The organism is Amycolatopsis orientalis DSM 43388, from assembly GCF_000411975.1.
In the GTDB taxonomy this organism is placed as follows: Bacteria; Actinomycetota; Actinomycetes; order Mycobacteriales; family Pseudonocardiaceae; genus Amycolatopsis; species Amycolatopsis orientalis_D.
In genome coordinates, this window is sequence record NZ_ASXG01000019.1 from 1 (window position 1) to 11996 (window position 11996).

8 protein-coding genes and 1 pseudogene are annotated in these 11996 nt (G+C 70.0%); 7 read left to right on the plus strand and 2 right to left on the minus strand.

What is annotated here, in order from left to right; translation table 11 throughout:
* The 5 genes and pseudogenes from L942_RS02740 to L942_RS02760 all read left to right on the plus strand — a co-directional run.
* Window positions 1-350 (plus strand): annotated as a pseudogene (locus L942_RS02740) (MFS transporter); the annotation flags it as partial.
* 127 nt (window positions 351-477) lie between these two features.
* Entirely contained in the window at window positions 478-1686 is a 1209-nt protein-coding gene (locus L942_RS02745; protein WP_037354457.1) for a cytochrome P450, read from the plus strand.
* Between the two features lie 70 nt (window positions 1687-1756).
* Window positions 1757-2323, plus strand: coding sequence for a TetR family transcriptional regulator (locus L942_RS02750; RefSeq protein ID WP_037354459.1), 567 nt, complete (start codon window positions 1757-1759; stop codon window positions 2321-2323).
* A 40-nt stretch (window positions 2324-2363) separates the two neighbouring features.
* Window positions 2364-3290 (plus strand): aminoglycoside phosphotransferase family protein, encoded by a 927-nt coding sequence (locus L942_RS02755; protein WP_037354461.1) that lies wholly within the window; start codon window positions 2364-2366, stop codon window positions 3288-3290.
* A gap of 130 nt (window positions 3291-3420) precedes the next feature.
* Window positions 3421-3675 (plus strand): hypothetical protein, encoded by a 255-nt coding sequence (locus L942_RS02760; protein WP_051165673.1) that lies wholly within the window; start codon window positions 3421-3423, stop codon window positions 3673-3675.
* Window positions 3676-3679: 4 nt separating this feature from the next.
* Here L942_RS02760 and L942_RS02765 read toward each other — a convergent pair whose 3' ends face one another.
* Window positions 3680-4318: a YigZ family protein gene (locus tag L942_RS02765; RefSeq protein ID WP_037354464.1), complete on the minus strand. Its 639-nt coding sequence runs from the start codon at window positions 4316-4318 to the stop codon at window positions 3680-3682.
* 561 nt (window positions 4319-4879) lie between these two features.
* On the opposite strand from L942_RS02765, the gene gltB reads away from it, so the two are divergent.
* Both gltB and L942_RS02775 read left to right on the plus strand, forming a co-directional pair.
* Entirely contained in the window at window positions 4880-9412 is a 4533-nt protein-coding gene (gltB, locus tag L942_RS02770) for a glutamate synthase large subunit (protein WP_037354465.1), read from the plus strand.
* Window positions 9405-10856 carry a glutamate synthase subunit beta gene (locus L942_RS02775; RefSeq protein WP_037354467.1) on the plus strand — a complete coding sequence of 484 codons (1452 nt, stop codon included), beginning with the start codon at window positions 9405-9407 and terminating at the stop codon, window positions 10854-10856. Before gltB ends, L942_RS02775 begins: the two co-directional genes overlap by 8 nt.
* 493 nt (window positions 10857-11349) lie before the next feature.
* On the opposite strand, the gene L942_RS02780 is transcribed toward L942_RS02775, so the two are convergent.
* Window positions 11350-11814: a hypothetical protein gene (locus L942_RS02780; RefSeq protein ID WP_037354511.1), complete on the minus strand. Its 465-nt coding sequence runs from the start codon at window positions 11812-11814 to the stop codon at window positions 11350-11352.
* Between the last annotated feature and the right edge of the window lie 182 nt (window positions 11815-11996).

Sequence of the window (11996 nt, forward strand, 5' to 3'; positions counted from 1 at the left end):
GGCTGCTCGCGGTCGCGTACGGCGGGTTCGGCCTGGGCTTCGGCCTCCTGAACCCGCCGATCACCAACGCCGCGGTCAGCGGTATGCCCCGTTCGCAGGCCGGAGTCGCCGCTGCGGTCGCGTCCACCTCCCGGCAGGTCGGGCAAACCCTCGGCGTCGCCGTCGCTGGCACCGTCCTCGCCGCCGCGGCCACCCCGCTCACCGGATACGCCGCCGCCTGGTGGACCGTCGCCGGCGGGACCACGCTGATCATCGCGCTCGCCATCCTCGCCACCACCGGCCGGGCGCAAGCGGGAGCCGCGCGGGTCGCCCGCCGATTCGCCGACGAACCGAGCGCCGAACCGGCCTAACCGAGCCGGGGTGAATCGGGCAGAGCTGTGGTCCTTCCGTCGCCTCTCGCGTTCAATCGCCCCGCGGCGGCGCGGGCGTCTCCAGAGTGGAAGACGCCCGCACCGTCGGAGGAAAGGCACCAGCCGCATGTCCACCTCGCCCGAGACCCCGGCCCTTCCGACCGCCCGCCCGGACGGCTGCCCGTTCGATCCGCCCGCCGAGTACGCCGCGTTGCGGGAGACCGCGCCGGTGACGCGGATCCGCTGCCCGGCCGGGTTCGACACGTGGCTGGTCACCCGCTACGACGACGTCCGCGCGGTGCTCGCCGACCCGGCGCTCAGCTCGCGCGGAGCCTCGTCGGTGCACGTCAAAGCCGATCTGGACCCGGATGCCGAGGTCGATCCCGGTTCGATCATCCAGCTCGACGGCGCGGAGCACGCCCGGCTGCGCAAGACGGTGGTCGCCGAGTTCACCGTCCGGCGGGTCGAGCGGCTGCGCGAATACGTCCGCGAGCAGGTCGAGAGACACCTCGACGCCCTGCTCGCCAAGCCCGGCCGCGCCGACCTGGTGCAGGACTTCGCGCTGCCGATCCCCTCGCTGGCGATCTGCGAGCTGCTCGGCGTCCCCTACGCCGACCGCGAGCTGTTCCAGCGCCAGAGCGGCGTCCTGGTCAGCACCGACCAGGACGGCGAGGCGATCCAGCGGGCGTACCACGAACTGGCCGGCTACCTGGGCACCCTGTTCGCCGGCAAGCAGCAGTCCCCGAAGGACGACCTGTTCAGCAAGCTCATCGTCCGCGCCGAGGCCGCCGGGGAAGCGCTCGACCTGGACGAGCTGGCCATGCTCGGCCTCAGCCTCCTCGTGGCCGGGCACGAAACCACCGCCAACATGATCGCGCTCAGCACGCTCGTGCTGCTGGAACACCCGGAGCAGCGCGCGCAAGCCCTCGCCGACCCGCCGCGCGCGGTCGAGGAACTGCTGCGCTACCTGTCGGTCGTGCAGTTCGGCGTGCTGCGGTACGCGACCGAAGAGGTCAAGGTCGGCGACCAGACGATCGCCGCGGGTGACTGGCTGATCGCCGCGCTGAACTCGGCGAACCGCGACGAGGACCGTTATCCGCACGCCGACCAGCTGGACTTCGCCCGCGAATCGCCGCGCACGCACGTCGCCTTCGGGTTCGGCGCGCACCAGTGCATCGGCCAGCAGCTCGCGCGCGTCGAACTGCAGGAGGCGCTCACTGCGTTGTTCCGCCGCGTGCCGGACCTCCGGCTGGCGGTGCCGAAGGAATCTCTGGCCTACAAGCACAACGCGCTCGTCTACGGCCCGGAGGAGCTGCCGGTCGCCTGGTCCGCGTAGTTCGCCCGGCCGGTCCGCGACCCGCCGGGTTAACCTCGTCGCGCACACCAGCGCACCGCAGGGGGAACCGATGGACGCGGACCAGCCTTCGCGCAAACGCGACGCGACGGCGACCAAGGCCGCGCTGCTGGACGCCGCGGCCGACCTGTTCGCCGACCGCGGCTTCGACCGCACCACGGTGCGCGACATCGCGAACCGCGCGGGCGTCAACCAGGCGTTGCTGTTCCGGTACTTCGGCAGCAAAGACGCGTTGTTCGAGCACGTGATGGCGCGCGGCGGCCTGGCACAGGTCGAGACGACCCCGCCGGAGCGGCTGTTCTCCGCTGCGCTGCGGAGCCTCCTCGACGGCGACGACGCGGCATCCCGTTCGATCGAGACCTACCTGCGGTCCTCCGGCACGGATCGCGCCGACGAGGCTCTCCGCGCGCAGCTCGACGCCGAGTACACCCGCGCGCTGTCCGGGCTCACCGACCAGCCGGACGCCGAACTCCGCGCCGACCTCGCGATGGCGTGGCTGCTCGGCATCGGGCTGGTCCGCTCGGTCACCCGCAAGGAACCGCTCGCCACCGCGCCTGCCGACGAGATCGAGCGGCTCATCAGGCCGGCCGTGCGCACCCTGCTCGAACGCAGCAAGTAATTCGCTACGGCCGAGCACTGCCCGCCGATACGGTCACCGCATGTTTCCGCCCGCCGCCACCGCGGCCGAGTTCGACCAGCTGACCCGCGAGGCTCTGCTGCCCGCGGTACGAGACCTCCTCCGGACGCTCGGCGAACCCGCCGAACCCGTGCCGTTCGCCGACGGTTCCCTGCCGGTGTACGCCGTCGGCGACGAGCTCGTCCTGAAGCTCTACCCGCCGGTCTACCGCGACGAGCTGGCTACCGAGCGCGCCATGCTGGAAGTCCTGCACGGCAAGCTCCCCGTCCCCACCCCGGGCGTGGTGCACGCCGGAACCCGCGACGGCTGGGGGTACGTCGTGATGGAACGGCTGCGCGGGCGTCCGCTCAAGCAGGTCTGGCCGGAACTGTCCACAGCGGACAAACTCGGCCTCGCCCCGCGGATCGGCGAGGCGTTGTCCGCTTTGCACTCCGTGCGCGACCCGGCGTTGTCCGTGCTCGGTCCGCCGGACTGGGCCGCGTTCCTCGCCGGGCAACGGGAAAAGCTGGTCGAGCACCATCGCAAGACCACCCTGGACGAACACTGGCTGGCCCAGCTTCCGGAGTTCGTCGACGCGGTCGACCTGGGAACGCCGGAAACCGCGCCGCTGCACACCGAAGTCATGCGCGACCATCTCATGGTCACCCGCGACGGAGACGGCTGGCGGCTGTCCGGCCTGTTCGATTTCGAACCGGCGATGCGCGGTGCACCGGAATACGAGTTCGCCGCGGTCGGTCTGTTCGTTTCGAGCGGCGACTCGGCATTCCTGCGGAGTCTTCTGCTCGCTTACGGTTACCGTCCGGCCGACCTCGGGCCGGACTTCTCCCGCCGCTGCCTCGCGTACGCGCTTCTGCACGTCTACAGCAACTTCCACTGGTACCTGGAGGTGCTCCCGGCCCCGGAAAAACCTACTTTCGCCTCCCTGGCGGAGGCATGGTGGGGCGGATGAGGGGTACCCCCGGACTACGCCGCGACATACCCCGTAAAAAGGAGTGAAATACGCGACAACCCGGCAATCGCGACGGACACTGGCACCGAATCCCGGGTACACAGGGGACCGGGACAGAAGGAGGACCGCCGTGACTGCCGAGTTGAACTATCGGGAGCGGGCCACCCTGCGTGCCGTGGCCGAAGGGCACGCGGAAATCAGCTGCAGCTGCGAACCGGACCTGTTCGTCGACGGCTTGAGCTGCTGCGACCAAGGCACCGTCCGCGACCTCGTGCGCAAGGGGCTGATCGAGCCCGCCGAAGACGGAGCGTGCGGCGAGCGGGTGCGCGCGGTGCTCACCGACGCCGGAGTGCAGGCCCTGGGCGAAAAGCCGGTCGCGGCTTGATCTGCTAGGGGCGCGACTGCCCGCGCACCCACTCCTCCCCCAGCTCGACCGCGACCGCCTCGCCGCCGGTGAGGTCGGCCAGCCAGCCGGTGAACCGGTCCTCCTCGCCGGGAGCCAGCCCGACCTCGAAGTGCGCCGCTGCCTCGAAGCGCGTCTCGTGCAGCACGTACGGCGAGGCTCGGAGGTCGTTCTCGAAGCGACCCGCCCGGGCGTAGTCCATCGTCACGTCGAACAGCCGCAATCGCCGGTACTCCACCAGGCCGACCGCGTCCAGCGCGTCCGACACCGCTTGCCCGTACGCGCGGATCAAGCCGCCCGCGCCCAGCAGCACCCCGCCGAAATGCCGCGACACCACCGCGACCGTGTCGGTGACCTCGCGGCGGCGCAACACCTCCAGCATCGGCACCCCGGCCGTCCCGGCGGGCTCGCCGTCGTCGCTCGACCGCTGGGTGCGGCCGTCCGGGCCCAGGACGAACGCGTGGCAGTGGTGGCGCGCCGCGGGCTCGGCCCGGCGGCGGGCCGCGATGATCTCCCGCGCGGCCGCTTCGTCGGCCGCCGGAGCGAGCGCGCACCGGAACCGTGAACGCCGTATTTCAATCTCGTGCAGCCCGGCGACCGCCACGGACAGATAACGATCAGTCATCGGCGCTCCCCCTCACGACCCCCAGTCAACCAGCCGCAAGCACGGGGTTGACACCGGGAGGGCAGGCAGGTTTACGCAGGTCAGCGGCTTCGCTGACCGCGTGGCGGGAGAGACGGCCCGACATATGGGAGTACCCCGGAGGGCGTCAACGTATGCGTGGTCTTTCCCACGAGAGCGCGATGACGTATGTCGATCACAGCGAATTCACACTATCGTCATAAGACCCGGCGAACCCGGGAGTCACCACCACGCGCCCCGGCCGGCCCCCACCACACAGGCTGACCGACCCCGGCGCGTGCGTCTGTACAGCGACGTGCAGAACAATTTCCGCCGCCCATCGCCGTGCGGTGACAAACCATCCGGCACCCGGCCCGGTCGTCGACCGGCCGCGGTCAGCCACGCATCGCGACGCAGTGCCGCGCCCCGCGACGGCGGAGGCACCGGATGGTTTCCCTTCTCGACTGACCATCGCGGTTCCGGACCACTTCGTTAACCGGTTCAGTACTGAACCCTCCTTCGGAGTGAAAGAAACCGCGCCAACGCCTTGGGAGGCGGCCAGCCGTGACCCACCGTTCGAGCACCCCGGCCACCGACGGCCTTTACGACCCCGCCTACGAGCACGATGCCTGCGGGGTGGCGTTCGTCGCGGACCTGACCGGTCGCCGAGACCATCAGATCGTGGCGAAAGCCCTTGTCGCGCTGAAGAACCTGGAACATCGCGGGGCACGCGGGGCCGAACCGGACACCGGGGACGGCGCGGGCCTGCTGATCCAGGTTCCGGACGCGTTCTACCGCGAGGTCGCCGGGTTCGAGCTCCCGCCGGAAGGCAGCTACGCCGTGGGCACCGCCTTCCTGCCGAAGGACGAGAAGCGCCGCGGCCGCGCCATGACCACCATCGAGCGGATCGCCGCCGAGGAGGACATGCGCGTGGTGGGCTGGCGCGAGCTGCCGGTCGACACCGCGCACTGCGGCCCGACCGCGGCGCAGAGCATGCCGCATTTCACCCAGCTGTTCCTGGCCGGGCGCAAGAACAATCTCGACGGTCTCGCGCTCGAGCGCGCCGCCTTCTGCGTGCGCAAGCGCGCCGAGCACGAACTGGCCGAGGACGACGTTTACTTCCCGTCGCTGTCCTCGCGCACGATCGTCTACAAGGGAATGCTGACCGAGCCGCAGGTCGAGAAGTTCTTCCTCGACCTGACCGACGAGCGCGTGACGAGCGCGATCGGCCTGGTGCACTCCCGCTTCTCCACCAACACTTTCCCGTCGTGGCCGCTCGCCCACCCGTACCGCTACGTGGCGCACAACGGCGAGATCAACACGCTCAAGGGCAACCGCAACTGGATGGACGCCCGCGAGGCGCTGCTGGAGACCGACCTGATCCCGGGCGACCTCAAGCGGATCTACCCGGTCATCACGCGCGGCGCGAGCGACTCGGCGTCCTTCGACGAGGTGCTGGAGCTGCTCCACCTCGGCGGCCGGTCGCTGCCGCATTCGGTGCTGATGATGATCCCGGAGGCGTGGGAGAACCATCAGGAAATGGACCCCGCGCGCCGCGCCTTCTACGAATTCCACTCCACGCTCATGGAGCCGTGGGACGGCCCGGCGCTGGTCGCGTTCACCGACGGCGCGCAGATCGGCGCGGTGCTGGACCGCAACGGCCTGCGCCCCGGCCGCTACTGGGTCACCGACGACGGCCTCGTGGTGCTCGCCAGCGAGGTCGGCGTGCTGGAGCTGGACCAGGCGAAGATCGTCCGCAAGGGACGGCTGGAGCCGGGCCGGATGTTCCTCGTGGACACCGTCGCCGGCCGGATCGTCGAGGACGAGGAGATCAAGGGCCAGCTCGCGTCCGAGCACCCGTACGACGAATGGGTCGAGGCCGGGCTGCTCCGCCTGGAGGAACTGCCCGAGCGCGACCGCGAGGTCCCGCTGCACGCCGCGCTCGTGCGCCGGCAGCAGGCGTTCGGCTACACCGAGGAAGAGCTGGAGACCATCCTCGAGCCGATGGCCCGCACCGGCGCGGAGCCGATCGGGTCGATGGGCAACGATTCGCCGATCGCGTCCCTTTCGTCGGGTTCGCGCCCGTTGTTCGACTACTTCATCCAGCTGTTCGCCCAGGTGACCAACCCGCCGCTGGACGCGATCCGCGAGGAGCTGGTGACCGCGCTGGGCACGCAGATCGGCGCGGAGCCGAACCTGCTGGCCGCGGACGCGTCGTCGTGCCGCCGGATCGTGCTGCCGTTCCCGGTGCTGGACAACGACCAGCTCGCGAAACTGGTGCACGTCAACGACGACGGCGACCTGCCGGAGTTCCAGGCGGTCACCGTGATGGGCCGGTACAAGGTGGCCGGCGGCGGCGAGGCGCTGGTGCAGCGGCTCGACGAGATCCGGGCCGAGGTGTCCGAGGCGATCGAGGACGGCGCGCGGCTGATCGTGCTGTCCGACCGCGGGGTCGACGCCGACCACGCGCCGATCCCGTCGCTGCTGCTCACCGGCGCGGTGCACCACCACCTGGTCCGGGAGAAGACGCGCACGCAGGTCGGCCTCATCGTCGAGGCGGGCGACGCGCGCGAGGTGCACCACATCGCGCTGCTGATCGGCTACGGCGTGGCCGCGGTGAACCCGTACCTGGCGATGGCGACGGTCGAGGAGATGGCGCACCGGGGCCTCATCCCGGGCGTGACTCCCAAGCAGGCCACCGCGAACCTGATCAAGGCCCTCGGCAAGGGCGTCCGCAAGACCATGTCCAAGATGGGCGTGTCCACGGTGGCCTCTTACACCGGCGCGCAGATCTTCGAGGCGGTCGGCCTCGGCGCCGAGGTGATCGACACCTGTTTCACCGGAACCACTTCGCGGCTCGGCGGCGTCGGCTTCGACACGCTCGCCGAGGAGGTCGCGCAGCGGCACGTGCGGGCCTTCCCGGTCGACGGCGTCCGGGCGAGCCACCGCGAGCTGGAAACCGGCGCGGACTACCAGTGGCGGCGCGAGGGCGAGCCGCACCTGTTCAACCCGCAGACGGTGTTCAAGCTGCAGCACTCCACGAGGTCCGGGAAGTACGAGATCTTCAAGGAGTACACGAAGGCGGTCAACGACCAGGCCGAGAAGCTGCTGACGCTGCGCGGGCTGTTCGACTTCAAGTACGGCGAACGCCCGCCGGTGCCGATCGAAGAGGTCGAGCCGGTTTCGGAGATCGTGAAGCGGTTCGCCACCGGGGCCATCTCCTACGGCTCGATCTCGATGGAAATGCACCAGACGCTGGCGATCGCGATGAACCGCCTCGGCGGCAAGTCGAACACCGGCGAGGGCGGCGAGGACCCGGAGCGGCTGTACGACCCGGAGCGGCGCAGCGCGGTCAAGCAGGTCGCGTCCGGCCGGTTCGGCGTCACCAGCGAGTACCTGGTGAACTCCGACGACATCCAGATCAAGATGGCGCAGGGCGCGAAGCCCGGCGAGGGCGGGCAGCTGCCCGGCGGCAAGGTGTACCCGTGGATCGCGAAGACGCGGCACTCCACGCCGGGCGTCGGGCTGATTTCCCCGCCGCCGCACCACGACATCTACTCCATCGAGGACCTGGCGCAGCTGATCCACGACCTCAAGAACGCCAACCCGGACGCGCGCATCCACGTGAAGCTCGTGTCCGAGGTCGGCGTCGGCACCGTCGCCGCGGGCGTGTCCAAGGCGCACGCGGACGTCGTGCTGATTTCCGGCCACGACGGCGGCACCGGCGCCTCGCCGCTGTCGTCGATCAAGCACGCGGGCGGACCGTGGGAGCTGGGCCTGGCCGAGACGCAGCAGACGCTGCTGGCCAACCGCCTGCGCGACCGGATCGTGGTGCAGACCGACGGCCAGCTCAAGACCGGCCGCGACGTCATCATCGCGGCGCTGCTCGGCGCCGAGGAGTTCGGTTTCGCGACCGCTCCGCTGGTGGTTTCGGGCTGCATCATGATGCGCGTATGCCACCTCGACAACTGTCCGGTCGGCGTCGCGACGCAGAACCCGAAGCTGCGCGCGAAGTTCAGCGGCAAGGCGGACTACGTGGTGAACTTCTTCGAGTTCATCGCCCAGGAGGTCCGGGAGTACCTGGCGGAGCTGGGTTTCCGGTCCGTCGAGGAGGCCGTGGGCCACGCCGAGCTGCTCGACAAGCGCAAGGCGGTGGACCACTGGAAGGCCGCCGGGCTCGACCTGTCGCCGATCTTCCACGTGCCCGAGCTGCCGCCGCGCGCGGCCCGGCACCAGACCGTCAAGCAGGACCACGGGCTGGACAAGGCGCTCGACAACACGCTGATCCAGCTCGCCGAGGGCGCGCTGGCCGCGGGCGACAAGGTGCGGCTGGAACTGCCGGTGCGCAACGTGAACCGCACCGTCGGCACCATGCTCGGCTCGGAGCTGACGAAGAAGTGGGGCGGCGAAGGGCTTCCCGACGACACCATCGACGTCACCTTCACCGGCACCGCGGGCCAGTCGTTCGGCGCGTTCGTGCCGAAGGGCATCACGCTGCGGCTCTACGGCGACGGCAACGACTACGTCGGCAAGGGCCTGTCCGGCGGCCGGATCATCGTGCGGCCGCCGAAGGAATCGCCGATCGTCGCCGAGGACCACATCATCGCGGGCAACGTGATCGGTTACGGGGCGACGAGCGGCGAGATCTTCATCCGCGGTCAGGTCGGCGAGCGGTTCTGCGTGCGCAACTCCGGCGCGCTGGCGGTCGTCGAGGGCGTGGGCGACCACGGCGGCGAGTACATGACCGGCGGCCGGATGGTCGTGCTGGGCCGGATCGGCCGCAACTTCGCGGCCGGCATGTCCGGCGGCGTGGCGTACGTGCTGGACCTGCCCGCGCACCGGGTCAACCCGGAGATGGTCGACATCGACCCGCTGGACGCCGCGGACGCGGACTTCCTCCGCGAAACCGTCGAAAAGCACTACAACGAAACCGAATCCGCCGTCGCGCGGACCTTGCTGGCGGACTGGGACAGTGCGGTCGACCGGTTCGGCAAGGTCATGCCGAAGGACTACAAGCGCGTGCTCGCCGCTCAGGTGGCCGCGGAACGCGACGGGCGGGACGTGAACGAGGCGATCATGGAGGCCGCACATGGCTGACCCCAAGGGCTTTCTGACCACCACGCGCGAGGAGCCGAAGCGGCGTCCGGTGGACCTGCGGCTGCTGGACTGGCGAGAGGTCTACGAGGACTTCGCGACGACCAAGCTGGAAAAGCAGGCCGGGCGCTGCATGGACTGCGGCATCCCGTTCTGTCACCAGGGCTGTCCGCTCGGGAACCTGATCCCGGAGTGGAACACGCTGGTGTGGCGGGAGGACTGGCAGCTGGCCGCGGAACGGCTGCACGCCACGAACAACTTCCCGGAGTTCACCGGCACGCTGTGCCCGGCGCCGTGCGAGACCGCGTGCGTGCTCGGCATCAACGACGACCCGGTGTCGATCAAGCGGGTCGAGATCTCGATCATCGACCGGGCCTTCGAGGAAGGCTGGGTCACGCCGCAGGTCCCGGTCGCGAAGACGGGCAAGAAGGTCGCCGTCGTCGGGTCCGGCCCGTCCGGGCTGGCCGCGGCGCAGCAGCTGACCCGCGCGGGCCACACCGTCGTGGTCTACGAGCGGGCGGACAAGATCGGCGGCCTGCTGCGGTACGGCATCCCCGAGTTCAAGATGGAGAAGTTCCGCCTCGACCGCCGTCTCGACCAGATGCGGGCCGAGGGCACGGAATTCCGGACGTCGGTGAATGTCGGCGTGGACATCACCGTCGAGCAGCTTCAATCCGAGCACGACGCGGTGGTGCTGGCGGGCGGCGCGACGGCGTGGCGCGATCTGCCGATCGAGGGCCGGTCCGCCGAGGGCATCTACCAGGCGATGGAGTTCCTGCCGCCGGCCAACCGGGTCGCCTCGGGCGAGCTGGCGGAGTCGCCGTACTCGGCCAAGGGCCTCGACGTCGTGGTCATCGGCGGCGGCGACACCGGCGCGGACTGCGTCGGCACGTCGCACCGGCAGGGCGCGAAGTCGGTGACCCAGCTGGAGATCATGCCGAAGCCGCCGGAGACGCGCTCGGAAGCGCACCCGTGGCCGATGTACCCGATGATCTACCGCGTCTCGTCCGCGCACGAGGAGGGCGGCGAACGGCTGTACTCGGTCAACACGCAGGAATTCCTGGCCGACGAGAACGGCCGGGTGCGGGCGCTGAAGCTGGTCGAGGTGCGCAACGAGGACGGCAAGTTCGTGCCGGTCGAGGGCACCGAAACCGAGCTGCCCGCGCAGCTGGTGCTGCTGGCGATGGGCTTCCTCGGCCCGCAGCGCGAGGGCCTGCTGACCGAACTGGGCGTGGAACTGGACCAGCGCGGCAACGTCGTGCGGGACAAGAACTTCCAGACCACTGTGGACAACGTGTTCGTGGCCGGCGACATGGGCCGCGGCCAGTCCCTGATCGTGTGGGCGATCGCGGAGGGCCGCTCGTGCGCGGCCGGCGTGGACGCCTTCCTGACCGGCCGGGACGTGCTCCCGGCCCCGATCGCGCCGACGGACCGGCCGATCTCCTGAGGACTCGGAGCAGGCGCGTCACCGTCGCCGCGCCTGCTCCGTTCAGTCTCGGGGCCAAGCGCGGCAACGGCGCCGCGCTTCGCTCCGTTCAGCTTCGGGGCTGACGCGTCACTGGCGCCGCGCCGGTCCCGGCTGTCGGGCGGGTGCGACAACGGCGTCGCACCCGCCCCTTTTTACTCCGCGACACCGTCGCGGTAGGCGACCTCGCCGCCACCACGGTCGCGCCTCGTCCGGCGCGATCGGCTGCCCGGTCGCGGTCCGCCGGTTGACCATGTCGTGGATGCTCAGCAACTGCGACGCCGATACATGGAACCGCGAGATCTCCTTACGCCGCAAGGAAGAGTCCGCTGGAACCTGCACGCTGCGGTCTGCCGAAATGGAACGCAAACTGTGCTAGGAATGCCGCTGCTCGAAGCGGACGCACTGCCGCCCCGGCTGCGCGACGACAGTTCCCTCCCGCTGCTGCTGTGCCTGCGCAGCGCCGCGCTGCGGGTCAGTACTCGTTCTTGATGACGAAGTAGGACCCGCGGATGGTCCCGGCGAGCTTCGACTTCTGGCGCGCGAACTTGAACTTGTCGGCGAGTTCCTCCGGCACGTCCATCCCGTCGGAAAGCTTGAACCCGACGGCGCGCTTGCCGCTGTCCTCCAGCGTGTACATGACGTTGATCGACAGGCCGCTCTCGTAGAACACGTAAGCCATCCGGATGCCGTCGACCTCGAATTCGGTCGCCTCGAGCGGCCGGGAGGAAATGACGAGATCGCGTTCTTCCTTCAGGATCCGGTGCACCCAGTCGACGGTCTCCGGCGCCTCGGCGGCGGGCTCGACGGTGAAGACGTGGTCGTACTTGTTCTTGAAGTAGCGCGCCTCGTTCGCCCGCAGCCCGGCGAGCGCGTCCGCGACCGGAGACGACTCCAGGCCGACAGTCGACACGGTGGTGAAATCGACGGCGTAGGACATGATCCGCACTCCCGGGCTGGGTCTGGTCGCGACTTCCGGAGAGTACCCCGGGCTCGCGACCGCTCGCGACTCGTTCGGCGGGCCTGCCGGACTAGCGGCCGGCTCGGTGCTCGCCTCCCGCCCTCGCCGGTCCAGTCCGATTGCCGACCCGGATTTCCCTCCCGGACGCCCGGTGGGGGAAT

What these genes read in the sequence shown, in the direction of transcription:
- L942_RS02750 (WP_037354459.1), top strand. Translation starts at nt 1,757, where the DNA reads ATGGACGCGGACCAGCCTTCGCGCAAACGCGACGCGACGGCGACCAAG.
- L942_RS02755 (WP_037354461.1), top strand. Translation starts at nt 2,364, where the DNA reads ATGTTTCCGCCCGCCGCCACCGCGGCCGAGTTCGACCAGCTGACCCGC.
- L942_RS02745 (WP_037354457.1), top strand. Translation starts at nt 478, where the DNA reads ATGTCCACCTCGCCCGAGACCCCGGCCCTTCCGACCGCCCGCCCGGAC.
- L942_RS02775 (WP_037354467.1), top strand. Translation starts at nt 9,405, where the DNA reads ATGGCTGACCCCAAGGGCTTTCTGACCACCACGCGCGAGGAGCCGAAG.
- L942_RS02765 (WP_037354464.1), bottom strand. Translation starts at nt 4,318, where the DNA reads ATGACTGATCGTTATCTGTCCGTGGCGGTCGCCGGGCTGCACGAGATT.
- L942_RS02780 (WP_037354511.1), bottom strand. Translation starts at nt 11,814, where the DNA reads ATGTCCTACGCCGTCGATTTCACCACCGTGTCGACTGTCGGCCTGGAG.